At 39.2% G+C, this 26,314-nt stretch carries 15 protein-coding genes and 4 pseudogenes; 3 read left to right on the top strand and 16 right to left on the bottom strand.

Annotated elements, in window-relative coordinates:
* Window positions 1–12 precede the first annotated feature (12 nt).
* Both ACWIX0_RS00570 and ACWIX0_RS00565 read left to right on the top strand, forming a co-directional pair.
* On the top strand, window positions 13–630 hold the full coding sequence (locus tag ACWIX0_RS00570) for a bacteriohemerythrin (RefSeq protein WP_454171012.1): 618 nt from the start codon (window positions 13–15) through the stop codon (window positions 628–630).
* 182 nt (window positions 631–812) lie between these two features.
* Window positions 813–3,629, top strand: coding sequence for a PD-(D/E)XK nuclease family protein (locus ACWIX0_RS00565; RefSeq protein ID WP_454171010.1), 2,817 nt, complete (start codon window positions 813–815; stop codon window positions 3,627–3,629).
* Between the two features lie 175 nt (window positions 3,630–3,804).
* Here ACWIX0_RS00565 and ACWIX0_RS00560 read toward each other — a convergent pair whose 3' ends face one another.
* The 16 genes and pseudogenes from ACWIX0_RS00560 to ACWIX0_RS00485 form a co-directional block, all read right to left on the bottom strand.
* Window positions 3,805–4,992, bottom strand: coding sequence for a hypothetical protein (locus ACWIX0_RS00560; RefSeq protein ID WP_454171008.1), 1,188 nt, complete (start codon window positions 4,990–4,992; stop codon window positions 3,805–3,807).
* 213 nt (window positions 4,993–5,205) lie between these two features.
* On the bottom strand, window positions 5,206–7,581 hold the full coding sequence (locus tag ACWIX0_RS00555) for a tetratricopeptide repeat protein (RefSeq protein WP_454171006.1): 2,376 nt from the start codon (window positions 7,579–7,581) through the stop codon (window positions 5,206–5,208).
* Between the two features lie 31 nt (window positions 7,582–7,612).
* Window positions 7,613–9,292 (bottom strand): NADH-quinone oxidoreductase subunit N, encoded by a 1,680-nt coding sequence (locus ACWIX0_RS00550; protein WP_454171004.1) that lies wholly within the window; start codon window positions 9,290–9,292, stop codon window positions 7,613–7,615.
* A gap of 4 nt (window positions 9,293–9,296) precedes the next feature.
* The gene (locus tag ACWIX0_RS00545) at window positions 9,297–11,198 is read right to left on the bottom strand and encodes an NADH-quinone oxidoreductase subunit M (RefSeq protein WP_454171002.1); all 1,902 of its coding nucleotides are present in this window, start codon (window positions 11,196–11,198) and stop codon (window positions 9,297–9,299) included.
* Window positions 11,198–13,204 carry an NADH-quinone oxidoreductase subunit L gene (nuoL, locus tag ACWIX0_RS00540; protein WP_454171001.1) on the bottom strand — a complete coding sequence of 669 codons (2,007 nt, stop codon included), beginning with the start codon at window positions 13,202–13,204 and terminating at the stop codon, window positions 11,198–11,200. The genes ACWIX0_RS00545 and nuoL overlap by 1 nt, the downstream gene beginning before the upstream one ends.
* 1 nt (window position 13,205) lies before the next feature.
* A complete protein-coding gene (nuoK, locus tag ACWIX0_RS00535) occupies window positions 13,206–13,550 on the bottom strand; it encodes an NADH-quinone oxidoreductase subunit NuoK (protein ID WP_454170999.1) in 345 nt (114 codons plus the stop codon).
* A gap of 278 nt (window positions 13,551–13,828) precedes the next feature.
* Window positions 13,829–14,326 (bottom strand): annotated as a pseudogene (locus tag ACWIX0_RS00530) (NADH-quinone oxidoreductase subunit J); the annotation flags it as partial.
* A gap of 233 nt (window positions 14,327–14,559) precedes the next feature.
* A pseudogene (gene nuoI / locus ACWIX0_RS00525) lies at window positions 14,560–15,138 on the bottom strand (NADH-quinone oxidoreductase subunit NuoI); the annotation flags it as partial.
* Between the two features lie 29 nt (window positions 15,139–15,167).
* A complete protein-coding gene (gene nuoH / locus ACWIX0_RS00520; RefSeq protein ID WP_454170998.1) occupies window positions 15,168–16,157 on the bottom strand; it encodes an NADH-quinone oxidoreductase subunit NuoH in 990 nt (329 codons plus the stop codon).
* Window positions 16,158–16,413: 256 nt separating this feature from the next.
* Window positions 16,414–18,987, bottom strand: a pseudogene (locus ACWIX0_RS00515) (NADH-quinone oxidoreductase subunit G); the annotation flags it as partial.
* A 9-nt stretch (window positions 18,988–18,996) separates the two neighbouring features.
* Window positions 18,997–19,836: a hypothetical protein gene (locus tag ACWIX0_RS00510; RefSeq protein ID WP_454170996.1), complete on the bottom strand. Its 840-nt coding sequence runs from the start codon at window positions 19,834–19,836 to the stop codon at window positions 18,997–18,999.
* A 101-nt stretch (window positions 19,837–19,937) separates the two neighbouring features.
* Window positions 19,938–20,159: pseudogene (locus ACWIX0_RS00505) on the bottom strand (NADH-ubiquinone oxidoreductase subunit E family protein); the annotation flags it as partial.
* A 77-nt stretch (window positions 20,160–20,236) separates the two neighbouring features.
* The gene (gene nuoD, locus ACWIX0_RS00500) at window positions 20,237–21,493 is read right to left on the bottom strand and encodes an NADH dehydrogenase (quinone) subunit D (protein ID WP_454170994.1); all 1,257 of its coding nucleotides are present in this window, start codon (window positions 21,491–21,493) and stop codon (window positions 20,237–20,239) included.
* A 42-nt stretch (window positions 21,494–21,535) separates the two neighbouring features.
* Window positions 21,536–22,399 (bottom strand): NADH-quinone oxidoreductase subunit C, encoded by an 864-nt coding sequence (locus ACWIX0_RS00495; RefSeq protein WP_454170992.1) that lies wholly within the window; start codon window positions 22,397–22,399, stop codon window positions 21,536–21,538.
* A 92-nt stretch (window positions 22,400–22,491) separates the two neighbouring features.
* Window positions 22,492–22,983: a NuoB/complex I 20 kDa subunit family protein gene (locus tag ACWIX0_RS00490; RefSeq protein WP_454171067.1), complete on the bottom strand. Its 492-nt coding sequence runs from the start codon at window positions 22,981–22,983 to the stop codon at window positions 22,492–22,494.
* A 107-nt stretch (window positions 22,984–23,090) separates the two neighbouring features.
* Window positions 23,091–23,543, bottom strand: a complete 453-nt coding sequence (locus ACWIX0_RS00485; protein WP_454171066.1) for an NAD(P)H-quinone oxidoreductase subunit 3 — start codon at window positions 23,541–23,543, stop codon at window positions 23,091–23,093.
* Window positions 23,544–24,196: 653 nt separating this feature from the next.
* Here ACWIX0_RS00485 and ACWIX0_RS00480 point away from each other — a divergent pair.
* A complete protein-coding gene (locus ACWIX0_RS00480; protein WP_454170990.1) occupies window positions 24,197–26,188 on the top strand; it encodes a hypothetical protein in 1,992 nt (663 codons plus the stop codon).
* The last annotated feature ends 126 nt before the right edge of the window (window positions 26,189–26,314 follow it).

Raw genomic sequence — 26,314 nt, 5'->3', positions numbered from 1 at the left:
AGGAGAGAATGTATGCTAATTCCAGAGTGGGACGACAAATATAGCGTCAAAAATGACCACATTGACTCACAACACAAAAGGCTTTTTATCATCGCAAAAAAAGCAGCCGAGCTGATTCATAAACAAGTGGATTCTAGCGAGATAAAAGCTATGCTTGTCGAGCTTTTTAATTATATGAAATTTCACTTCCACGATGAAGAAGAATATATGGCAAGCATTGGCTATCCGCACTTAGAAGAGCATAGAGAGATTCACAAAGATATTGTTTTTAAAATGTCGCATTTAATCCAAAATATTCAATATGATTTCAAAAAAAAGCTAGCTATCATCACAAAAGAATGGCTTATGGAACATATTATGAAAGAAGATATGAAAATAGAGCGTTGGCACAAACAGCACAAAAAACTTTTGCACTCCACAGGGCAGACAGATGAGCAAAATCGCCCTATTTTCTTAGATGAAAAACTCCTAGAAAACGAGGAAGTAGCGCATTTTTACCATTGTGGTTGTAGAAACTCATTTCGCGTGCTAGATAGCGTGCATAAAAAAATCCAAAATGGCTCAGTTTTCCACTGCAAAAAATGCAAGGCAATTATTAGTTTTGTGCGTGATGAAATCTTAGATGACTAAAATCATTGCCTTTGATTTGCGTTGTTTTTTAAATCTTTTTTTAGCCTTGTTAATCTCGCATTTTTCCTGCTAAACAAATATTATCTAGCAAGTCTTGCGTTGATTAGATTCCAAATATAAACAAAAATAGGGCAAAATACGCTTTTTAGACATTCTAAGATATTTTTATGCTAAGGGATTTTATGGATTTAGAAAAAGTGCTTTATGTGTTTTCTACACAACGATTGATTAGGGATTTTTATGCCAAAAAACCACAAGGGCTTATGCCAAAAGCTCTAAGCATAGGCGAATTTTTTAAAAAAAGCTATATCGTGCCAGACAAAACCCGCATAAACCACAGAATCCAAACCATCATCTTGCAAAATATTTTGAGACAAATCATCGCACAAAAGCCAAAAATTACCAATCTTTTAGTATTTGAAAAAAGTTTTTTGGGGTATTTGGAAGGGAGTGATTTTTTAGTCTATCTTTTTAATGAAATCAAACACCACAATATCACATTTAGCGATATTCCAAGCAGTGATATTTATGCGGATTTTACCGAGCATTTGGCAATTATTGAGGAAATTTTCACTAGCTTTGAGGAAGTGCTAGAAAAAGAGAGATTTTTTAGTATCCCGCGCAAAGATGAAATCATTATCATCGATGAGTTTATAAACGCGTTTAAAAAAATAGAGATTTTTATTGATGGATTTTTAACCCCCATAGAAGTGCATATTTTAGAGCAAATCGCGCTTAAAACACCGCTACACATTCATCTAAACATAGACAGCTACAATGCTACGCATTTTCCGTATTTCACACAAATCTTGCAAGACACACAAAAATTGTCGAAAAACCCTAATCAATCAATAAAACAAGCACTCTTAGAGCCAAACTTTAGCTACTGCATAGAAATGCAAAAAGCTACGCAAGAATCGATAAACCAAACGCAAGATTTTGCCCAAAATCTAAACACCAAACATATAAATCCACAAAATCTATCTTGCAAAATCACTCAAAAAATCCCCCTAAAAAATTTGCCACATATTAGCTCGCTTGGCTTTGAGCTACGCATAGGACAATGCTCCTTTGTGCTAGAGAGAGTGCGCGAACTGCTAGAGAGCGGGGTAGATGGGGAGCAGATCGCTATTGTTTTGCCTAGCGATGATATGGTAGAATATTTTGAAATCCTAGATGAAGCGCGCAATCTAAACTATGCAATGGGCAAAGAAAATCTAGGGCTTTTTGCCACGCTAGAATCGCTACTGCAAAATCACGCAAAAAAATCCATACAAGATGATTTGCAAAATAATGCCCAAAATACCCAAAAATCCACCATAAAAACCGACATAAAGGATAATTTATCCGCGCTAGAATCCATTTTGCAATCTAGCCAGATTTACTCTCAAATCTCGCCAAATCTTACCAAATCTATCCAAGAAATTCTCCTTCAATACACCCAAATCAAATCCTACATAAACGCTTTAGAATGGCAGGAATTATCTATGCTTTTTTTGGAGGATTTAGAAAGACTAAAAGATGATGATACTCGTGGAGGTAAAGTGCGCGTAATGGGGATTTTGGAAACTCGCGGGCTTAGTTGTGAGTATGTTTTTGTGCTTGATTGCAATGAGGATTTTATCCCAAAAGTCAAAGATAGCGATATGTTTTTAAATACCTTTATCCGCACGCAGCTTGCGATGCCTACACTAAAAGATAGGGAGCATTTGCAAAAGCATTATTATTATTCGCTTTTTTTACAAACACGCAAAGAAGTCTATCTAACCCATACCCAAAATGACGAGCGCACAAGGGCAAACCTGCTAGATGAGCTACATATCAAAAGCCAAAATGGCGATGATTGCTACGCACTTTTCCCTGACAAAAAATTACCCGTTTTTGTCGATGAAAACGCATTTGGCAGTTTGGAAAATTTTAGATTCTCTGCTACGAGTTTATGGACTTTTGTAGAATGTAAGCGCAAATTTTATTTTCAATATGTGCTAAAAATCGCTCCACAAGAAGAGAAAAATCTATCCTTAAACATCGGCACAAATTTGCATAACGCGCTTTTAGAAGCGTATAACAAATACAAAAATATCCCGCTAAATCCACAAATCCTAGAATCAATAAAACAAGATTTTATGACAAAATCTAAGCAGATTTTGCAGCCTAATGATTTGGAGCAAAATCTAAGCGATATTTCATATATGGAGATTCTTGCATATCAAATGAGTGAGCTAGAGATGAGCGGATTTTGGGAGTATGAGGCAAAACGAGTGAGAGAAAATATGGGCATTGCAAATGATAAGGGTGATAATGTGGTGGATTTTAAAAATTTTGAGGATTTAGAAAATAAAACAGATTTTGCTAGTTTTTTTTCCGACACAAAAAAAGAGTCTAGCTTGCGCGTGATAGAGTGCGAATGCGATATAGAATCTAGCATTTTACATAATGGAAAAAGATTTATGCTAAAGGGGCGAATCGATAGGCTAGATATGGATTCGCAAGGGAAGTTATGGATATTAGACTATAAATATGCTAAAAACAAAAAAAACCAAGCCAAGTATAAATTTCAACTTGCTTTTTATAAGATTTTATTAGAATCTAAAATCTTAGAATACGGGAATCTAGGCTTTTTGGGTAAAGAATATGAGGGCTATGCTTTGAAAAATAATAGCGCAAATGAAGAGGTGCAAAACCTAGTAGAAGCGGGATTATATTTTTTGAAAGAAAAGCAAAATGTATTTTTGCATTATAAAAATTCTAATCAAAAATCTACCCAAAAATCCTCCCAAGAAACCTGCAAAGAAACATTCGCAGAATCTAACGATGATAAAACAAAAAATATGATTTTGCAAGCACTCCAAGATAGCGCAGGCGATACAAATAGAGCAAATAGCAAAGCACAAAATGGCACAGAAAATACAAAAAATAACCAAGTAGATTTTGCCCTCACAGATAAGCTAAGCACTTGTAGAAACTGCCCATATATTTGGCTATGCAACCGCGCGTAACTTTTACCTAAGTTTTTTTGAGATTATTAAAAAAAAGAAAGTATAAAAAAGAAATTTTGCAAATAAAAAAAGCTAGCTTAAAGTTTTGTAAAATCTTAAGCTAGCTAGTGTTTTTATCAGTCAAAGTAGCTTGCAAATGTCGCAAGCTAAGCAGATAAAAACTCGTTATAAGGGATTAAAATACAAGTTTTGCAAATGCGATAGCATTGTGTGCTTTGTAGCCAGCATAAAATCCGTTGCTTACATAGCCCGCACCCACATCGATTCCAAATCCATCGCGCATAATGCCAAGTTTGTAGTCAAACACACGCACGCTAACCACTGCGGAAAATTCTTTATAATCCCCACCTGCATAAAGCACATCAAATTTTACTCTCTCGTGCTCCACACCTACAAATCCATACCACACGCCAGCACCGCTAGCAAAATAGCTTGCTATGCTCGGTGTAGTGTAGCGTCCATAAAATCTTGTGTGATCAGAGCCATTTGTATGGATTGCAGCTTCTTTGCCTACCATTAGATAGCCACCGCCGAGTTTGAAATATTTAGCAAAAAATAGCTCCTCTTCAGCCCACACTAAGTAAGAGTTTCTTTTGTCATATTGATACATTCCGCGCACAGAGGTGGTAGATTCTATGCTTGATTTATCGCCTGCGATGATTGCTAGTCTAGCCCCTGCTTGGATAATATCTTGGTTTGTGTAGCCATTTATATAGTAGTGTGCAAATGGATCGATTTGGAAAATCCCTAGCCCGATATTTGCACCTGCTCCCACAAAATCTTTTTTGCCAATGTTAAAATTGTCAAAACTTGATGGAAAGCGAGAATATGAGACAAGTTCAGAGCCGATTCTATTTGGTTGCACACCAAAAGTCGCAGAATCATTTGCCCAAGAAGCCCATACATTTGAACGCTCACCAAAACCTACGCTAACTCCCACGCCTTGAGTGTATAAGTCAATCCAATCGCTTTTTAAGAAACTAGAGCTAAACCGCCCGACATACAAGTCAAACGCACCTGTGTAGCGGAAATACAAATCCGAAACATCATAGTAGTTTTTGCCGTATTTGCTATCTCCTGCGTTATTTGATAGGCTAAAGAGTTTGTAGCCAGCCCATACGCCAAGCCCTACCCCAAAATCATCAGAGCCAAAATCCGCTCCAAAATGTCCTGTCGCTCCCATAAATGCGTTATCTTTGCCATCAGCACCTTTTTGGTTGTCAGCAAGCGCGTGATTATACGCTACGCCTATGTGTCCAAATAGCTCAGTCCCAGCACTCCTAGCACTTGCTACGCCTACCATTGCAGTAGTGATAGATGAAGCGATAAGCGCGCTTGCAGTCATTGTCTTTAGAGTTTTCATTTTGTATCCTTTGTGTTAAGGTTAAAGCAAAATTCCAAAAGTGCGTGTCAAAAACTCGCCACTTTTAAAATCGCTTTGTAACTCATAGTATCGGCTAAAATCTACAACCTTAAATCAAACAAAATCAACTTTTTGCCTGCCATCTTGTTTTTTGTCGTCTTGCTTTTTAGCTTGTTATTTCGCTTTTTTTTTCAATGTTGGCAAATTTTTGTTTTATTGTTGTGCTAGCCCGAAGTTAGAATCTTGTGCGGATTTTTTTTGAGAATTGATAAAACTAATAGCCTCTTTGCATAGGCTTTGCCATTGCGAAGCGACATTGACGCTCACGCATTTGTTAAAATACTCCAATGCCCTAGAATCCTTGCCCTGCGTATTATAAATGCTTGCGATTTGATAAAAAAGCCTTTGTTTATCTGGATTATCTAGTTTTTTAGATTCTAGTTTTTGGAGCAAGTTTAATGCTTGAGCGGCTTTATTGGTATCTTTTAGCGAAGTTGCAAGCGCAAATTCTGCATAGGGCGTGTATTCTTGTAGTTTTAGCGCGTTTTGTAGCTCGATAATATTATTAGCATAAATTTGGATTTGGGTTTGGTCTTTGTCCGCAGAAGCGTATTCTAGTAGCTTTGCATACACGGGCAATATTTTTTCTTGCCTGCCAAAATGCTCACGCAAAAATGGAGCGATTTTTTTTGCTTCATCGCGTGAATTGATTGCCACTAACGCATCAAAAAGACTAAACGCAATGTCATAATGAGATTTTAGGCTTTGTGCGAGGGCAAAACCATCTCTTGCTGCCATTGTTGCTGGTTTAAACTCCCCTAAAGTGTAAAGATTTTTGGTAATGCGATATAGCCATTCTAATCGCTCTTTTGGATTTGCGCTAGATTCTACCATTCCATTAGAGATAGATTTTGCCGCGCTCATAAGCCCGCTTGAAACCAAGCAATCAAAACCGCTCATTTTTTGCGCAGGGGACAAATCAAACACGCTCGCCCTAATCAAATAAGTATTTGCCTCTTTGCAGTCGTTTTTTGCTAACGCAAGTTTAATGATTTCCATTAGCGCGGTTTGTTTGTGCGGACTAGAAGCATTTCCATACAAATTAAGCACTTCGCTAAATTCCCCCCTTTTTAGCAAAATCTCCGCACTCAAATCACGCGCCTTGCTTGCCTCATCGCCATTTGGATATTTTTCCATCAAATAAGCATAATGCTTTAGCTTATCATCATCACTGCCTTGCACATTAAATAATATCGCATCATCTCTATCCTCCACTTCATCGGCAAATTCTGATTTTGGATAGTCTTGTAAAAAGGCTTGATTTGCTTTATGGGCATTGTCAAAATCCCCTGCTAACTCATAATACGCACCCAAATCAAAACCATACTGCTCTTTTTGCTCATCTTCGGTATTGTCGTGCAGATATAGCGTGAGTTTGGCAGCTAAATCATATAGTTTATTATCTAACAAATCCTCGATAATATCCGCAGTCGGAGATTTTTCATCAAGGAAAAATACAGGATAAACCCTCAAAACTTTGCTTATTAACTCTTTCGCTTTGCTAAGAGAATTTGGATTTTGAGGGCTTTGCTCTAGCTCAAATAATGCCCACTGCAACGCCACTTCACTAGCACTTGGCAAATCTTTTGCCGCCGTGTAAGCACTTTGAAAATTCATACGCACATAAATGGGCGCAGAACCTGTGCGCGACATCACTGCAAGCTGCATTTTTGCTAATGGCGAAAAGCGAGAGTTTGGATACTCATCGCTAATGCGTTTATAATAATGCTCTGCTTCGGAGGGAATATTTTCTTTGTTATAAGAATTTGCAAGAATGTATAAAATCTCTGGGACATCTGGGTCAGCAGAAAACGCCCTAACCCAATCTTGTGCGGCATTGATAATAGGCTCTTGCTCTTCTAAATCCAAATTTATCATCGCAATAATTCTAAGATAAGTCAAATCCCTGCGAAACACAGAATCTGGATTTTCTTTTAGGGCGTAATTTATGTCATTGATAGCGGTGATATAGGCTTTGCGCTCCATAAGTTTTATCACATCAGAATACGCCTCAAAATCCCTATTTCTAGTCGCTTGCAATGGACGATTATCAGAATTTAGCTCGGGCATCATAGGCATAGCCTCCCCTTCTATACGCACAGGAAAATCTAGCCCTCCCCTTTGCTCCTCTTGGGAGTTTTGTGATAAAAACGGAATGTGTTCTTTATACCCCACAATCTGCCACGCATCTGCAATCATAGAAGGATATTTATCAAGCACAAAGCCTTGTTTTGGATTTTTGGGGATTGAAAAAAGTTTTTGGCGATATTTTGGATAGATATAGAGATAAAACTGCTTTTCTATCATTTTGTAAGTAACTTTAAAAAAGTCATTTTCTAGTCCTGCAAACCCCCTATCAGGCACGCTATCGATTTTGCATTCTATGGATACATCTGTCCCTGCAGCATCAAATATTTCTTTGCACGCAAAGGGTTTAGAGTTTTTAAGCGTGAGGACAGAAAACCCCTCATTATCTTGCTTGCCAAAAGTCGTAGAAATCTCTAACGCCTCCGCAAAATAAACAAACAACAAACATATCAATAAGCATCTTATGCGCAATTTAGTAAGCCCCGATAACATATTTTCCTATGAAATCAAGCAAAAATTGAGCCATAAAAATCGAACCAACACACAAAATCCCCATTATCCCAATAATGATTTTGCTAAGCATAGAATCTTGCATACCATTTGCGTAATCTATCACAGAATTGGCATTGTCAGTATTGTCCGCATTATGCGTGTTATTTGTGTTTGGTGGCAATAAAAACATAGCCACCACTAAGCGCAAATAATAAAATCCAGCAATCGCGCTATTTATCATCATCACAAGTGCAAGCCCCACAAATCCCACGCTATACACACTCATAATCGCCCAAAGTTTGCCCCAAAACACACCAAAAGGTGGAATCCCAGCCAAAGAAAACATAAAAATCCCACCCAAAAATGCTTTAAGTGGCGAAATGCGAACAAGTCCATTAAACGCGCTAAATGGAATATCATAAGAAGTTTTTGTAGAAATATTATTTGAAATTAGGGCATTTATTTTGCGTGAAAGTTTTGCAAATACGCATTTTGTCTCATCGCAAGCAATATAGGAAGTCTTATTAGATTCTAGCGTTTTTTCGCTAACTTCTTGCGTGCTTTGTGTATTTGTGGCATTTGCCCCGCTATTTAGCTCTTTTAGCCAGAGTAAGCCAAACGCCCCGACATTTGTGATAATAAACATAAACCAATACAAATATAGCGCACTTAGGCTCATCTGTGTGCCGACAAGCACGCACGCTAGCACAAATCCACTATGTGAAATCGAGCTAAACGCTAGCATTCGCTTGACATCGTTTTGGATAAGGGCTGCGATATTTGGGAGGGTTATGGTTAAAACAACGATAATATATAGCGCGGATTCTAGCCATATAATGCCGACTTTTAAAAACGCCCCAAGTAAAATAATAGCCACGCTAAAAGCAGCGATTTTTGGGATAATCGACACTACACCTGCCATAATAGAATTTGAGCCTTCATAAATATCGGGCATCCAGCTATGAAATGGCACAGCAGAGGCTTTAAAAGACACGGCAGCTAAAATAAATACGATTCCGCCAAATACAGCAAAAACAGAAGTGTATTTATCATCTACCAAAATATCGTGGATATGGGCAATATCTAAACTCGCGCACGCATAATACAAACACACCGCACCAAAAATATAAAATATGCTAGCTAAAACTCCCATTACAAAATATTTGATTCCAGCTTCGATTCCCTTGCTTCTGCCATTTAGCGCGATAAGCACACATAGGCTAAGAGAGCCTATCTCTAACCCAAGCAAAATCACCACCAAATGCGTGCTTGAAACCATAATATCAAACCCCGCAATCATCAACAAATACAATGGATAAAATTCTTTTATAAAAAAGGATTTATCAATAGTATCTTTATTTTTGACTAAAGCATTGCTACCAAAAAGCACGATAAAAATAAGCGCGCATACTTCCATACTAAACTGCCCAAGCGCAGTAATGCCATTGATATTGATAAGCCCAAAAAAGCTCTCCCCTACTTTTAGATTTAGGCTAAACACCGCACTAACGCCCAAAAATAGCGCACTCAAAGCGACATTTAGCCCTTTTGAAAACGCGCTAGAAAATACATTGATAAGTAGCAAACATAAGCCACCACAAATCAAAATCAACACAGGCAAAATCGCATATATTTTTAATTCAAGTATATCTAGGTTCATTTTATTACTCCATTTGGGTTTTTATCTCTTGTATAGCGGGCGTAGCAGGACTTATGTCAAGTTGCGTAGTTGGCTGTGCGGTGGATTGCGTAGCGGGTTGCGCACTAGATTGTGGGTTAGGTTGTGCCCCAAATTGTGTGGTAGATTGTGTGTCATTTTGGGGGTTTGGCTTGGCAGAGGATTCACTCAAATCCTCTGTATGTTGATTCAAAGATTCTCTAATCTCCCTAAACTCATCAAATTCTTGTATCCCCTCTTGCAGATTTAGGACATCATTTGGGATTGTTGGAATTATCTCCATTTTGCGCGAGTAAGGATAGAGATTGTATTCTATGCGCTCCTTGCTTTTGTCGTTATGTGCGCGTTCATAAGCGACTTGAAGAGTTGATTGCGCGCTTGCTTCTATGGATTTTAGCAGTGGCTTAGGATATATACCAAAAAAAATCACTAGCCCTACAAACACCGCCATAATGCCTTTTTGCGTAGAATCTAAATCTGTGAAAATCTCTAATTTTGTATTTTTTAGCTCACCAAAAAAGATTTTTTTATACAGCACTAGCATATACACAGCAGAGATAATAATCGTAAGCCCCCCCAAAAAAGCAATAATGGGGTAGTTTTTAAAAACACCTAGCAAACTAAAAAATTCTCCTACAAATCCTATGCTTAAAGGCAGTCCCACATTTGCCATCATCGCTATGCCAAATACACCACAAAGCACGGGCGCAAATCGTGCTAACCCTCCAAAATTTGCAATGTTTCTACCCTCGATGATTTTGCTAGCTAGGCTATGTTTAGATTCTGCGCTAGATTTGCTAAAATCCTCATTGCAAATTTGCGCGTATTTGTCCTCTATGATTCCTACAAGCATAAAAAGCATAGCACTCACTACCCCGTGCGCAAACATCATAAACACCGCGCCCCCTACCCCAACTACGCTAAAAGAAAACACTCCAAGCACCACCACGCCCATATGCGAAATCGAGCTATAAGCGATTACTTGTTTTATGTCTTTGTTTGCATAAGCTATTATGCCACCATAAATAATCATCACTAGCCCAAGACTTAATATCAACAGCTCAAAATCCACGCTCGCATCAGGAAATAACGGCACGCTAAATCTCACAAGCGCGTAAGTCCCCATTTTTAGCAATAGCGCGGAGAGTAGCACTGTGCCAATGGTTGGGGCATTGCCATAGGTTTTTGGCAACCACGAATGAAACGGAATCATAGGGATTTTCACAGCAATCGCAAAGAAAAACGCCAAAAATAGCCAGATTTGATACTCGCTAGGCAGGCTAAGCGCATACCAATCGCTAAGCTCAAAACTCCAAAATTTATTGTGCAAGAAAAATAAATACGCATAATAAATAATCCCAAGCAACATAATAAGCGAGGCAAAAAAGGTATAAAGAAAAAATGTAAGCGCGGATTTGATATTTTCACTATGCAAGCCACTACCCCAAACGCCTATCATATATAGCAATGGCAACAGCGATAATTCCCAAAAAATATAAAACAAAAGCACGCTTTGCGCGCTAAATACGCCCATAAGTATGCCCTCTAATGCAAGTAATGAAGCGACAAAATGATTTTGTAGCTTGTATCTACCTATGTAAATCGCGCTTAAAAACACCACTATCGCACTTAGCACAATCAAAAATAGCGAAATCCCATCAACTCCTATATGATAAAAAATCCCCAAAGATTCTACCAACACAAATAAATGCTCAAACTGCAACTGATGGCTTGCGCTATCAAACCCAACCCAAAGCCCAAGCACTAATGCTAGCTCTATGCCACTAGCGACAATACCAAAGATTTTTGCCACTCTCTCTTCGATATTAAACCCAATAACACTTGCAATGAGCGGAAATGCAATAATCACGGATAGTAAATATTCCATTACCTACCTCCAATAAATAAAAATACCACGCTAGATAGTAGCACTAGCACACCAAAACCCATAAGCCTAAGCGCGCTACTAAGCGAGCCATTTTGCAACAATGAAAGCACCTTGCTAAGCAAAATCAAAATTCTGCTAAATATATCAATGATTTTTAGCAGAATGCCTTTTTCGATTTTTTCATTTACCACTTCACAGATTTTGGTAAATCCACGCACGAAAATCCATTCATACAATTTAGGAATATAGTATTGGTTATAAAGCAAGTTGTAAATAAAATTATCGCATTTAGATTGCGTGCTAGAATCTACTTTTTTAGGACTTTTCCTACCATATCGCAAAATCGCAAAAATAATCCCACACGCACTTGCACCAAGCGCAATAAGGGCTAAAATCTCTTCTCCCAAATCGCTATGAGGCATTTTAAAAGGAATAGTATGAGATAAAATCTCAAAAAAACTCGTATGAAAAAACCCTGCAATAACTGCCAGCAATGCCAAAGGCAACATAGAAAAAAGCATTAGTTTGCTTGCTTCGTGCGGGGCGGAGTGTTTGTCGCTATGGGATTCTTGCAAAGCAAAATCTAGTGAATGGCTTTGAAAAAATACCAATATAAAAAGCCTAAAACTATAAAACGCCGTAAGAAACGCTCCAAATATGAGCAAAATCCACAAAATCTTATATTCTGCATTAAAGCTAAATTCTAAAATCAAATCTTTAGAAAAATACCCCGCAAAAGGTGGAATCCCACACAACGCGAGATTACCCACCAGCATAAAAATCATCGTGTATTTTAGTGGGCGAGCAAGATAACCCATTTTTTTGATATTTAGCTCATCATTGCACGCGTGCATTACATTGCCCGCTCCAAGAAATAATAGCGATTTAAAAAACGCGTGGGTAAAAAGATGAAAAAGCGCGATAGAATACGCCCCAAGCCCTGCTGCTACAAACATATAGCCAAGTTGGGATAGCGTAGAATAAGCAATGATTCGTTTTAAGTCATTATTTACCACCGCCATAGACGCGGCAAATAACGCCACAAATGTCCCAAGATACGCGATAATCTCGCCAAAATATAAAATCTCACTATACAAAGGATTTGCCCGAATGAGTAAATAAACACCCGCAGTTACCATTGTAGCGGCGTGGATAAGGGCGGATACGGGGGTAGGACCCTCCATCGCGTTTGCTAGCCAAGTGTGAAATGGAAATTGTGCAGATTTCCCCATAGCGCCGATAAAAAGCAAAATCCCAATCCATAATAAGATAGTTTGGGAAGTGCTTGCTTGCCCGCTTTGGTGTAAGATACTATCAAATACGACTTCAAAATCTAGCGAACCAAACGCATAAAAAATCAAAAATATCCCTAGCAACATTCCCAAATCCGCAATACGATTGCTAATAAACGCCTCAATGCTTGCAAAATTTGCGCTTTGCCTTTGATGCCAAAATCCAATGAGCAAATATGAGCAAACACCCACGCCCTCCCAGCCGACAAAAAGTCCCAAAAAATTATCACTTAGCACCAAAAACATCATCGAAAACACAAAACCACTTAAAAAACTAAAATAGCGATTAAACCCCTCATCGCCTTTCATATAGCCAATCGAATAAAAATGCACTAGGCTTGACACAAAAGAAACCACAAAAATCATAATCGCGCTAATACTATCTACCCGAAATCCAAAATCCACTCCAAAATTCCCCAAAACAAGCCATTCAAAAAGAGAAATACTAACAAACGAGACAGAATCAACGCTAGATTCTAACGCGTTTGTTTGTGTAAAATCTAGCCCATTTGCTTGCGAGAAAAAAGAAGCACCACACACTAGCCACAAAAGATACGCACTAGCTACAAACGACAAACTAACAAAAAACGAATTTAGAAATCCTAGCGCGACTTTGGGCGAGCGAGTGGCAAAAAATGCGGCAACTACGCACGCGCATAATGGCGCAAAAAGCGCGACTAGCAGGGCAAAAACACCGATATTAAATATTTCCATTTTATCCTCTCATACTCTTAAGATTATCAATATCAAGGGATTTTGCCCCCTTAATTTTACTGCGATACCATAGTAGCACTAGCCCAAGCCCGATAGCTACTTCGCTAGCTGCGATGGCAACTACAAAAAGCGCGAAAATCTCACCATTTGCATCGCCAAACATTCTGCCAATCGCCACAAGGGCGATATTTAGCCCATTTAGCATTATCTCGCTTGATAAAAATAGCATTAAAATATTTTTGCGTCTAAGCATACCAAATAGCCCAAGCGCAAAAACTAGCGTGGCTAAAAATAAAAAATGATGAATGTTTAGATATGCTCCAAAATTTGTAGAAATAGCCTCCATTATTCCTCCTTTTTGCTTTGTTTGCGTGTTTTGAGTGGTTGCATAGAGGTTGTGGATTCTAATAAATCGTTAGAATCTATGCTAGATTTTGCTGTATTTTTTGCTCTCTTTTTTATCGCGCTATCTTTTTTATCGCTATTGTTTGCAAAATCTATATTGCTAGAAAAATTCGTATTGCTAGATTTTTGTGCGTTGCTAGAAAATTGAGATTCTCCACCCTCTTTTAGCAAAACACTTGCTTTTAGCAATGCGCTAGCTTTTAAAAACGCGCTTAGATTTTCTCTCATACCAAGTGCCACACCACCGATAAGGGCGACTAGAAGCAACACGCCTGTGATTTCAAATGCGATTATATACTTGCTAAAAAGCACTCTGCCGATTCCAAAAGTGTTTGGCTCATTGATGATAATGGTGGATTTTTCTAGCAAGACATTGTTATGATAAATAGGAAATGCAAAAATTGCTAGCAGTAAAAGCGCGATTAAAAACACCATTACACAAAGGCGAACTTGCCCTTGATGATGCTCATCTATGGTGCGAGAAATATCTAAAAACATAAGCCCAAACGCATACATCACAATAACTGCACCCGTATAGACTGCGATTTGGACTGTGCCTAAAAACTCCGCTCCAAGTATGAAAAAAAAGCTAGAGATAAAAATCATTCCACTTGCAAGGGCTGTTAGGGCATAAAGGATATTGTTTGTGCTAATGACTACAAAAAATGCTCCAAGTGTCAAAAACGCAAACAAATAAAATGCGATTGCTTCAAACATTAGTTTTCTCCTTGTGGCGTGGCTAGATTTGATTCTGCATTAGAATTGACGCTATTAGATTTTATCTTGCTAGAATCCACACTATGAGAATCTAAGATTCTAGTATTTGTGGTGGCGCTTGTGGAGTTTTCGACAGATTTTGGGGGTAAGCTAGGCTGGCTCGCCTGCGAGCCCTCAAAATTTGTCGAATCTATACAATGACTACCCAAAGACGAATCTAATTCACAAAAATCAAATGCAACAGGCGTGCCTTTTAGCCTCCTATCCGCTCCACTTGTATAGCTCCCAAACCCACTAAACTCCACCAAACTATGTGCTTTTGCCTCATCCTCGCTTACAAGCAATTCTTTTTTGGTAGCAAATTGCGCTCTTGCCTCGCTCGCATTTTCAAATCTCTCTCCCATAACGATAGCTAGCTCAGGGCACACCTCCGCACAAAGTCCGCAAAAAATGCACCGCCCTAAGTTAATACTATAAGAATCGATTTTTTTGCGATTGTCCTCGCCTTTATGAGTGATGATTCGTATGCAATTACTCGTGCAGATTTTTTCGCAAAGCCCACAGCCGATACACCGCTCATTGCCTGATTCTAGCAATCGTTGCAGGCTATGAACAGCGCGGTATCGAGGCGAAAAAGGAATCACTTGGGCTGGATAATGAATCGTAGCAGGTGGGGAAAAAAATTCCCTCAAAGTAAGTGCTAACCCCTTTGCCAAATCAAGCCCACAAATGCGTTTTATACTTTTTGCAAACACGCCAAAAGCATTTGTAGGTGGCTTTGTATAGGGGATTTTGTGATATGTATTTTTCATAAATAGATTCTCCTTAAGTTGTCATATTATTATAGCAACATTATAACGCCTGTAAGCATTAAGTTTAATAGCGCGAGTGGTAGCAACACTTTCCAGCACATACTCATAAGCTGGTCAGGGCGAATATGTGGGAATGTCGCCCTTGCCCACATAGCCAAAAATACAAAAAAGCATACTTTTAGCACGATAGCAAGTCCGCCCGGGATAAAATAAAACGGCTCATACCCGCCACAAAAAATCAGTGAAATCACAAAGCCAAACGCAAATAAATGCGCATATTCTGCTAGAAAAAACATTCCCCATTTTAGCCCGCTATATTCCGTGCAAAATCCCGCCACTATCTCTGCTTCGTGCTCTAGCAAGTCAAAAGGCGTGCGATTTAGCTCCGCATAGCTAGCCACAAGAAATAGCAAAAACGCCAAAGGTTGTTTAAAGATTAGCCAACTAAAAATTCCCCCTGCTTGATAGTCATTTATCGCTATGAGGGATAAAGAACCCACAAGCATAAGCGGCGGCAACACACTAAGCACCGAGACTACCTCAAAGCTAAGCAACTGCACGCACGCCCTAGCCGCACCTAAAAGAGAATATTTTGAACCGCTTGATAAACCTGCTAAAAGCGGGGCATAAATACCTACCGCACCCACAGATAAAAAAAACAAAAGCCCTACATTTATGTCAGAAATGATAGGTTTTATCGTGTGTCCAAAAATCTCCACTTCGCCAAAAAATGGAATCGGAGCCATTGCGATAAACGCGCTCATCATCGCTATGACAGGGGCTAGCATAAAAATGATTCTATTTGCACCTTGTGGGCAAATATCTTCTTTTGTAAAAAGTTTTATCGCATCGGCTAGAAATTGAAGCAAACCAAAAGGTCCCACATAGCTAGGTCCTAGTCTGCGCTGAAATCGCCCAAGCACTTTGCGCTCAATATATGTGCCAAACCCCCCCAAAAACGAAAATACCAGCACCACAACCAAAATCTTTATAATCGTTTCGATGACAAACTCGCTCATTTTTACTCCTCTAGTTAATTCTTTGTGGCAGATTTTGCAATCATTTGCCTAAAATCCTAGCTTGCAAATAATTGCTTTGACTAATTTGCAAAATATTTTTACCAAAAATATATGGGCTAATAAGCCAAATATTTTGAGACAATCCATAATCAATATACACCCTACCCTTTATTTGCGCGGATTTTTTGCTTGCTCCAACACCATTTGTGCCAAAATCACTCCCCCCAAAATCACTTACATTATGCGCGATTTCTAGGCAGATTTCCTCCCCCTCGCTTAAACCTAGCTCTTCAAAATGCGCTTTTGAAGTATAAAATCCATCTTGTTGCTGCATATTTTTATCTAGCACGGTTTGTGTGCCAAATAGATTTTGTGGGTATGAAAGATAGGCGTTAAACTCGCGTGCTTTTGGGCTAGATTGTTTGGTGGTAGTATTAGTTTGCGCGTTTTGTAGTTTTATAGCGGATTCTAGGGCATAGCCTCGTTTGTCCTCCCCGCCTTGTGTGTAGTGATTTTTTAGCGCAGAGTGCAAAAATGGATAAAATCCCTTCTCTTTTGGTAGCTCTAGCCCATAATCGCTTAAATCCTTACAAACCGCATAACTTAGCGCAAAATCCCTATCCACGCCTGCTACAAATCTAGCAATATCGCTTAAATCAAACCCCACAAAATCTAGCGCACGATTTATCGGCAATACGCGATTTTCATAGTTTGTTATCGTGGCATTCATTTGCGAAAAAGTAGGCAAAATCAAATCAGGCTTAGCAACATTGCTAAATTGCAGTATTTCCCCATCATTATCGCAAAAATAGCTATCCCATACCCACTCCCCGTTAGCGCGGATTCCTATCAAATCTTTTATAAAATCATTTGTAGTTTTTGCAAAATCATTATGCGCTTGTGCGATTTGGCTAGGCTCTAGCGTGCAGATTCGTGCGATACCTGCGACATTTGTGCCATTTGGCAGGACAAAAACCTTTATCCCTAAATGCTCTAAAATCGCTAATATATCCGCTATGATAGAATCTTTATTTATCGCATTTAGCACTTCTGTGCCGACTATAAGGCTTGTTTGACAAAAGTTTGTTTTAGGTTCTTGGGTGGATTTTTTTTCAAGCAAAGCAGTGGCGATTTTGCTAAAATCCTCCGCATTTATCCCCGCTTCTTGCAATGCTTTGTAAATGATTTTGCTTGTAGATTTTGGGCTAGAATCTTGCGTTTCTTGCTCGCTAGATTCTGCATTTTCTTGATTTGCAGAATCTACATTATTAGATTCTTTACTAGATTCTTGCGTTATTTCTTCTTTTGTTTGTGTTATTTGTGTTAGCGCGTTTTTGATTTTAGTTTTTTGCTCGCTATCTTGAATGATGCTTGCCTCTATATCAAGCACACAAATTTCTTGTAGCGCAAGTAGCAAACTAAGCAATGCCTCCCTTTCACAATTTGCGCCATAAGAGATGGATTCTACCGAGCGCGAAAAGCTAGAAATAAGCGAATCAAAAATAGGATTTACATAAAAAAGTTTTACACCCTTTTGGATACGAATGGCATTGTTTAGCGCGTATTGAATATGTGGGATATGTAGCCTCACACTCGCGCCAAACGCGATAATCACGCTAGAGTCTTTTAGTTCGCTTAAAGTATGATTTAGCGGGAGTTTGCCAAAAAGTCGCTGATAAGCATACGCCTCATCATTGTAGATTTTTAGCCCAAAATGCGTGGCTAGATTTTGTGCGATTAGGGCTTCTTCGTTGGTAGCTTGCGAACCTAAGTTAATGCCTTTTGCTATTTTTAGGGCATTTAGGGCATTTTTTAACACGCTATCTTTATGAGTGCTAGATTTGCTTTGATTAACATCAAAATCTATATGCAAATCCCCTTGAGAGCGCAAACCAAAACCAAATCTAGCCGCCCCACAAATCGGTGCGAAGTGAAAATCATTTTTTACGCGATAGATTTTTTCCCCACTTGTTACGCTACCTTTTTTATCAGCTCTTGTGATATTTACGCCCTCCATATCAAAATGTCGCTTTTCATAGATGACTTGACAGCCTGCAGAGCAGTAGGCACAAGTGCTAAAAATCGATTTTAGCTCCCACGCATTTGCAGTGTAGCTAAAATCCTTATAAGTTAGCGCTCCCACAGGGCAAACCGCGATACACTCGCCACAATCCACACAGGGCGTTTCGCCTACAAATTCGATTAAAGATTTTTGCTTCTTGCTCCACACGCTATATGGGTCTTTTGCCATTTTGTCTTTATACTCATCAGGGGAATGCAAATCTGCCTTATTTGCTTTTAGTTTTGCTTCGCCTATGTTGTCTTTGCAAGTGGTAGCACATCGCTCACATACGATACAAAGATTTGGGTCATATTCAGCTTGAGCCCAAAATTTAGAATGTTTTTCATCATCAGGCAAGGCAAAATCTTGGTGGGATACTTTCGTATAAAGCGTTAGATTTTGGAGTTCGCACTCCCCGCTTTTATCGCATACTCCGCATTCTAGCGGGTGATTTACATCATAAGTTTGCATTATGGCTTGTCGCTCTTTGCGTAGTTCTGGCGTATCTGTGAAAATCTCTAAACCATCTTTTGCTTTTGTATTGCAGGTATAGACGCGCTTGCCCTCGCTATTTTCCCCCATACACATTTTGCACGCAAGCGTGGGTGAACAGCCCGATAAATAGCAAATCGTAGGGATAAATATGCCATTTGCCCTCGCTACTTCGATGATACTCTCTCCCTCCTCGCATTGCAAGGAGCGGTTGTTGATTTTGATAGTGATTAGATTTTGGGTGGATTGATTTTGTTGTGGATTTGTTTGGCTCATATTTTCTCCTTATGCGATTAGATTTTGCAATGGGACAAATGGATAGCCATTTATATCTGCAAAATCTCTAGTGATACCCACGACACCGCGCAAATATGGGGATTCTATGATTTTGCAAGCTATGCTTATGTGAGGGGTTTTTAGCGTGATTGTATCGCCATTTTTACTTTTTGCTAGTGTTAAAAATTGCTTTGTTGCTTCTAGTGTTGGATTTTGGGTTTTTGTGGGATTTTGCGGGGCAAAATATATAAACGCGCCATTACTCTCTGGCAAATTTTCTAGTTTAGATTCTATATTATCCCAAAAATCACTATCCAAACATTGCGTAAAATCTAGCATTTTATTTTTTTCATTATCGATAATATGCGTATTTGGGATTTTGCTAAGCAGTCCTAAAATCTTATAAATACTCTCTTTGTCGCTATGGTATGCAAACGCCCTACCTAGCAAGATATAGCGATTTGTGGCTATTTTAAACTTACTAGCAATTTCGTTTATTTCCTCTTCGCTCAAAGAAGATTCGCTAGAAATATGCCCAAAATCAAAGCTAGATATTTTCTCTAAGATTTGTAAAATATGTCTTGTTTGGTTTTTATCTACCTCATTTTGTTTCATATCGTTTGACAAAAGCGCGTTTGCTAGCAAAATCATCACGCCTAATTCCGCACCAATTTCATATTGGATTTGCGTGCTTTCATAGCGAGTATCAGCTATGGGGTGCAAAATGATAGTGTGAGAATCTTTCAAATCTTTTAAATCTTGCAAATCTTGCAATGCGCAAAAATCTTGCGAACATAGAGTTTGCATATCACACGCCATTTCGCCTAGCACAAGAAGCAAATTTTTCATTATGCTTGCTCCGTATTATGCGAAATGTTTGGATTTTGTGGATTTTGCGCGTTTGTGCTTTGTGTATCTTGTAGATTTTGGTTTGCAAGATTTTCGCCACCTTTGCGCACCACAAGCGTCCAATCGCAGTGGTTAAACCGCACAGAATTTAGAATCTCACAGCCTTTAGAGCGCATAAATTCCGCACTTTTAGCGACATTGCTAAAATCCCCTAGCTCGTAAAGAAAAATCCCAACTTCGCCATTTTGCAGGCTAGATTCTAAAATTTCGCCCATTTTGGTATAAAAATCATTTTTTAAATGTCGCAAATCAAATCGCTTCATTTTTTGCTTCCTTTGTTTTGTTATTTGTGTTTTATTATTTACCAAAACCAATCTTAAGCGCAAAAATCACGCAAAAACTACCTATCCACTTCGCCAAAAATCGCATTGCACGAGCCAACTATGGTAACCACATCTGCGATATATTCTCCCACTAGCATTTCTTGAAGCAACGCCGTATGGGCAAAGCTAGGGGTTTTGATTTTTACGCGTTGAGGATATGGATTCCCTAGCGAATGGATAAAAAATCCTAGCTCACCACGCGGGGATTCTGTGGGGACATATACTTCGCCCTTTGGTGGTCGCATACCCTGCGTAACAAGCACAAAATGTTGCATTAGCGAATAATTTTGCGTCATTATCTCTTCTTTTGGTGCGGAAATAAAACTAGGTGCATCCGCCATAAGCCCGCCACCACGCAGATTTTCACATTCTTTGCTAGCTTGTGGGTAAAGCGTGATTAACTGCTCTAAAATCTTGCAAGACTCCCTAATCTCAAGCATATAAAGTCTATATCTATCATAGCTATCGCCACTATGCCCCACAGGCACGGCAAAATCTAGCTCATCATACAACTCATAAGGTTCTTCTTTGCGAATGTCATAAACAATACCTGTGGCGCGGAGCATTATCCCGCTTGCGCCCCAAGATTTTGCCCGCTCTGCATTTATCACGCCCACGCCCTCAAGCCTTGCCCTCCAAATGCGATTATTATCTAGCAATCCTTCAAAAAGCTCGATAGATTTTTGCACTTCTTTTAAGAATGCTTGCAGATTTTCAAGCCAGTTGTGTGGAAAATCTAGTGGCACACCACCTATACGAATGGCATTATGCGTAAGTCTAGCCCCGCAATAATCCTCCATCAAATCAAGCCCATACTCACGCGTTTTAAACGCATACAAAAACATCGACAAAGCACCCACATCCATAGCGTGCACAGCGATAAAAAAGATATGCGAAATGATACGATTTAGCTCCAAAATCGTGGTGCGGATTACTTGGGCTTTGCGCGGGATTTCTAGCCCGATAAGTCGCTCAACTGCAAGCGCGTAAGCGTAATTATTGCTACTTGCAGCGATATAATCAAGCCTATCAGTTGTCGGCATAAATTCATTGTAAATCATATTTTCTGCTAGCTTTTCTATGCCTCTATGCAAGTAGCCTATTTCTGGGTTAGCTTTTTTGACTTGCTCGCCCTCTAGCTCTAGCACAAGTCGCAACTGCCCGTGCGTGCTAGGGTGCTGTGGTCCAAAATTTAGCACCATTTCGTTATCATCTCGCTTTTCAAAGGCGATATTTTCAAATTGTGGTTTTAGTCTCGTGTAGATTTGTGCCATTTTGCATATCCTTACATAAACATACTAATGTAGATTTTGCGTTTATTTGCGTTTTTGCAAAATCTTTCTTTTTTCTTTTGAGATATTTCGCACAAAAAGCGTTTTTGAGGCTTGCATATATAGCGGGTCGCTACTCTTGCCTATTTCATCGATTCTTGCAAAATTCCTCACTTCACTCTCATCTATCCTTGCGCTATCTCTTTGCTCTGCGCCGATGATTTCTCGATATTGCTTGCCAAAGATTTTATCCACTTCATACCAGCTAGCATTTTCATCTCCCTGCAATGGATATGAGCGCAAAAGCGGGTGTCCTACCCAATCGCGTGGCATAAGCAAGCGCGATAAATTTGGGTGATTTAAAAACCTAATCCCAAACATATCATATATCTCACGCTCACTCCACAACGCAAGCGCAAAAAGGGAATGTATGGATTCTATTTTTTCTCCCTCTTCTAGCGTGCATTTTATGCGGATTCTGCGTTTGTCTGCATAGCTAGAATCTAATGAGTGAAGCTGATAAAAAAGCTCAAATTTACCCGCACTTTTTATGCCACACTCTTCGCTAGATTCACCAAAATCGCTAGAATCTAATGCTAATTTATCTATGGCACTCATTTCGCTTAGCACTTCATAGCCTAGCGATTTTAGCCTTTTTAGCACAGGGAAAATCTCGCTAGATTCTACCCATAACACCGCGCAACCTAGCTCAATGTATGCAAAATCCACTTTATGAAAATAGCTAATGTGATTGTAAATCACTTCCCACGCACTGCCCTGTATATCTTGCTTTGGCGTTAGCTCTGGCTTATAAAATCTAGGCGTATGATAAGATTGCCTTTGGACATCTTTATGTGGATTTTTGGATAGATTTTGGTGTGGCGTTTGCAAAAGTGTTTCTTGCGACATTTTTTATCCTCTTTTTTTTTAGATTCTAGTTTTTTAGATTCTAGCTTGCATTTGGCTTTTTTGCTTTTTGATTCTTTGCGCGTGGCAAGATACTAAATCATTCGTCTTGCTTTTTGTGGGATTGCTTTATTTGAGCGGATTTTTCGCTGAAGCACAAGCAGGGCGTATTGCAAAGTCTCTGGGCGAGGAGCGCACCCGGGCAAATAAATATCCACAGGTATGATTCTATCCACACCTTGCACGGTGGCATAGGTATTAAACATTCCACCTGTATTAGCACAACTCCCCATAGAGATTACCCATTTTGGTTCTGGCATTTGGTCATATAGCCTGCGTGTGTATTCGGCGTGTTTTTTGGTAAGCGTTCCCGCGATAATCATCACATCACTTTGTCTAGGGCTAGCGCGAAAAATCGTCCCAAATCTATCAAAATCAAAACGACTCCCCCCTGTCGCCATCATCTCTATCGCACAGCACGCAAGCCCATAAGTGAGTGGCCAAAGCGAATTGCTTCGCCCCCAATTTAGCAATTTATCAATCGTAGTTAGCGCGATAGGCAGGCTAGCATCTCTTAAGGGCGTCATAGGGTTAAAATGCGCGGGCTGCTTTATGCTAGATTTTGCTAGGTTTGCAGAATTTGACGATAGAAAATTTTGACTCATTTTGTTATTCCTTAAAAGTTTTTATCGTTTTATGATTGCGTATTGTTGGACATTGTTAGCGTATTTTTGTGGCTATGCTCTTGCAACTGCAATGCGCCCTTTTTCCACGCATACACTAGCCCCACCACAAGCAATAATATAAAACTTATCATCTCTATAAAAAGCAGGATTCCAAATCCGCTAGTTTGTATCGCTTCTTTATACACGATAGCCCACGGAATCATAAACACCACCTCAATATCAAATAGCACAAACAATAGTGCGATGATAAAAAACTGATTTGGGATTTTGGCAGGCTGTTTTAGCGGAGTAGGACCGCATTCATAAGGGGCGAGTTTTAGTTTGTCGCGGGATTTTGTAGCGAGTTCGCGCGAGATAAATCGCTGGATTTTTAGCGTGTAGTTAAACGCCACAAATGTAAGCACAAAAAGCACAAACACCCCAAAAAATGCGTGCGACATAGCAAAATCTACATTTTCCAAATTACGAGCAAAATCCAATGAATTGCTAGACAAAGCAGAATACATATTAAAATTTATAGCAGAATCCGCAGTCATATCCATAGTAGAATCTAGCGGATAGTCCGCGTTAAAAGTAGAAATATTTTGAGTAGTATTTTGTGTGGTATTTTGAGAAGTATTTGAAGCTGCGTCATTAAAAGCTACATATTTAGAAGTTAGATTTTGAGTGGCTAGTTGGATTTGATTTTGAATCGTTGGCATTTATCTTACCTTTTTTAAGTTTTTTTACATTTTTGCGTTTTTGCGTGTTGTTTTGTGTTGTGTTTTGTTGTGATTTTACGCTGTGTAGCGCGTCTAAGCCATTGCAAATCTATGTTTTTGCGTGGCTTGTAATGCTTTGGATTATAACCAAAAGTGATTAAAAAATACTTAACCTTATAAGAATTACGCGTATAAATTCTCATTATAGTATCGATTTTACACATATTTTTGATTTGCTTTATGTGCTAATGTGTAAAAATATGTCAAAAACGCCTGCCACAAAACGCAAAAATCACATACAAAAACGCGATTTTTGCGTGTTTTGATAGATTTTGTTATATAATCATTAACTTTTAATCTATTCGCGCTTATATGCAACACATTTAGCGCAAAATTTTTTAAGGAGAAATATTATGACAAACTCTAAAATACAAAATTTACATAGCATTTGCAAATTTCGTGTTTGCAAATTAACGATTTTTGCAAGCCTTATCACCTCTTACCAAAATCTATATAGCGCAGATGAGCATATCACCTCTTATATCCCTAGCAAAGCGTGGAATGCGGATTCTCTCTATGTCGATAGGGGAGGAAATATCGGCAACCTCACTACAAATAATGGCAATGTGCGACTTGTCGAAGTAAATAACGGGGGAAATATCACAAACTACACCATTAGCGGTGGAACTGTGCAAAATATCACCATAAATAGCGGTGGCTCTCTATCGCTAAATCATTCAGGCGGGACGATAAATACCATAAATCTAAATGGCGGGAATATTTTGTATTTTGATAATATGGCAAATAACAATAACCAAACCATAGGCACAATGAACCTAAATGACGGGCAAATCGGGCTAAATTTTGGCTACCACCTAAATGGCAATATCAATAACCTAAATGTAAATAAATGGACGATTGCTATCTCTAGCGGAAAGACAGATTGGGAAAAAACAACACAACATACTTTTAAAAATCAAGGCTACACAGGGATGCCAAAAACTCCCGTAGAGCACCTATATCTACGAAGCGATGCAAACGGCAGTATAAAAGTCTCTTCTATCGCAAAAGAAGCCATCATCATAGGCGTAGGCATAAGTGAGAGCGGTAGTGGCGCAAGCGATAGCGATGTGTATAAATACAGCAAAATCATTCAAGGTGCTGCCGCAGGTAGCCTAACTCCAAGCTTTGAAAATCTATCGCCAACTCCGGGTATAAAATTGCAAGATAGAGGCACAGGATTTAGCCTGCAAGCCGATGTGTCTAGCTCGTATGGCATAACTATCCTAAAAACAATGACGCTAGGCTATATGCGCAGAAATACGATGGCACAAACCGTGCTAGATTCTGTGATGAAAAAAAACTTCCGCTCTACGCCTAATAAATCAAAACAACCCCAAATCTTTGAAAAACCCTCCGCTGCCACGCCACCGGGCGCATCTCCTAGATATGCCCCACAAATGCGAAAACTAGCCACAAGCTCAAGGCAAAATAGAGGCAAGGCAAGATTGGAGAAAAAATTTTTATCCTATGAAAAAAACAAAAACCACATAGGATTTGTCGTGCCTTATGGTGGGCATAGCTACTTTAGTGATTCTAGTGTGTCTAGGGCGCACGAATTTAGCGGAGGGATTATCGGGGGGATACAGCGAAATTTGGGAAATAGCGGAATCTTAGGCGGATATGTAGGCTATGAATACACTCACACGCTAGCAGATGTCTATGTGCAAAACATATTATTGCAAACCCATAGCGCGCAAGTTGGTGCGACTTATTTTGCCTCCAAAGCCCTAAAATCAAAAAGCCTAAAAGAGTTTTATTTCAAAGGTATTTTACGAGGCGATATAAACGCACCTCATTTTGAGACAAACACCTACGCGGGCAAGCTACAAACCCAGCTTTTTAACTACGGGTTTGGCACAGAGGGCAAAATCGGCATAGCCTTTTATCAAGAAAAAGCCGCTAGCTATGTCGCACCAGAGCTAGGTGTTAGCTATGATTTGCTACTTTTGCCTAGCTTTAGCCTTAACAAAGAATTTATGAATCAAGCAAATGAGGACTATCCATTGCATCTTTGGCATTTGCCGCAGGTAAGCCTACACCTCAAAGGAAGCAAAAGTTTTGGCAAAAGTGGTAGTTTTAAAATGTTTTGGCTACTAGGTGGAAAATACAATATTTTAAATCAACAAAATGCGAGATTTACCATAGCAAATCTACAAAGCAAAGGCGATATAAACTTGCCATTGCTTTATGCGAATTTGGATTTGGATTTTGTGTGGAGCGTGGCAAAAAATAATGAAATCACACTAGGCTATGGCGGAATCTACTTTGTAGGTGGATTTTCCCCGCAATCTTTGCAAGGCTTTGCAAACTCTTTATCTATCAAATGGACTGCGTGGTTTTAAGCGCAATGCGTGGTTTTTAGCCACATAAGCGCGACATTTTAGCAATGTTTGTCATACTTAAACGCAGGCGAAGTATCTTGTCATTGCGAGAGTTTGGGCATTGCTATCATTGCGAACGGATTTTGA

This window comes from Helicobacter sp. T3_23-1059 (genome assembly GCF_053654515.1).
The sequence above is the reverse complement of the archived record's forward strand: the minus strand, read 5'-3'. Positions and strand labels throughout refer to the sequence as shown.

Excerpts from the sequence above, each read along its gene's own strand:
- ACWIX0_RS00570 (WP_454171012.1), top strand. The coding sequence starts at position 13 with ATGCTAATTCCAGAGTGGGACGACAAATATAGCGTCAAAAATGACCAC.
- ACWIX0_RS00565 (WP_454171010.1), top strand. The coding sequence starts at position 813 with ATGGATTTAGAAAAAGTGCTTTATGTGTTTTCTACACAACGATTGATT.
- ACWIX0_RS00560 (WP_454171008.1), bottom strand. The coding sequence starts at position 4,992 with ATGAAAACTCTAAAGACAATGACTGCAAGCGCGCTTATCGCTTCATCT.
- ACWIX0_RS00550 (WP_454171004.1), bottom strand. The coding sequence starts at position 9,292 with ATGAACCTAGATATACTTGAATTAAAAATATATGCGATTTTGCCTGTG.
- ACWIX0_RS00545 (WP_454171002.1), bottom strand. The coding sequence starts at position 11,198 with ATGGAATATTTACTATCCGTGATTATTGCATTTCCGCTCATTGCAAGT.
- nuoL (WP_454171001.1), bottom strand. The coding sequence starts at position 13,204 with ATGGAAATATTTAATATCGGTGTTTTTGCCCTGCTAGTCGCGCTTTTT.
- nuoK (WP_454170999.1), bottom strand. The coding sequence starts at position 13,550 with ATGGAGGCTATTTCTACAAATTTTGGAGCATATCTAAACATTCATCAT.
- nuoH (WP_454170998.1), bottom strand. The coding sequence starts at position 16,157 with ATGAGCGAGTTTGTCATCGAAACGATTATAAAGATTTTGGTTGTGGTG.
- ACWIX0_RS00510 (WP_454170996.1), bottom strand. The coding sequence starts at position 19,836 with ATGAAAAATTTGCTTCTTGTGCTAGGCGAAATGGCGTGTGATATGCAA.
- nuoD (WP_454170994.1), bottom strand. The coding sequence starts at position 21,493 with ATGGCACAAATCTACACGAGACTAAAACCACAATTTGAAAATATCGCC.
- ACWIX0_RS00495 (WP_454170992.1), bottom strand. The coding sequence starts at position 22,399 with ATGTCGCAAGAAACACTTTTGCAAACGCCACACCAAAATCTATCCAAA.
- ACWIX0_RS00490 (WP_454171067.1), bottom strand. The coding sequence starts at position 22,983 with ATGACGCCCTTAAGAGATGCTAGCCTGCCTATCGCGCTAACTACGATT.
- ACWIX0_RS00480 (WP_454170990.1), top strand. The coding sequence starts at position 24,197 with ATGACAAACTCTAAAATACAAAATTTACATAGCATTTGCAAATTTCGT.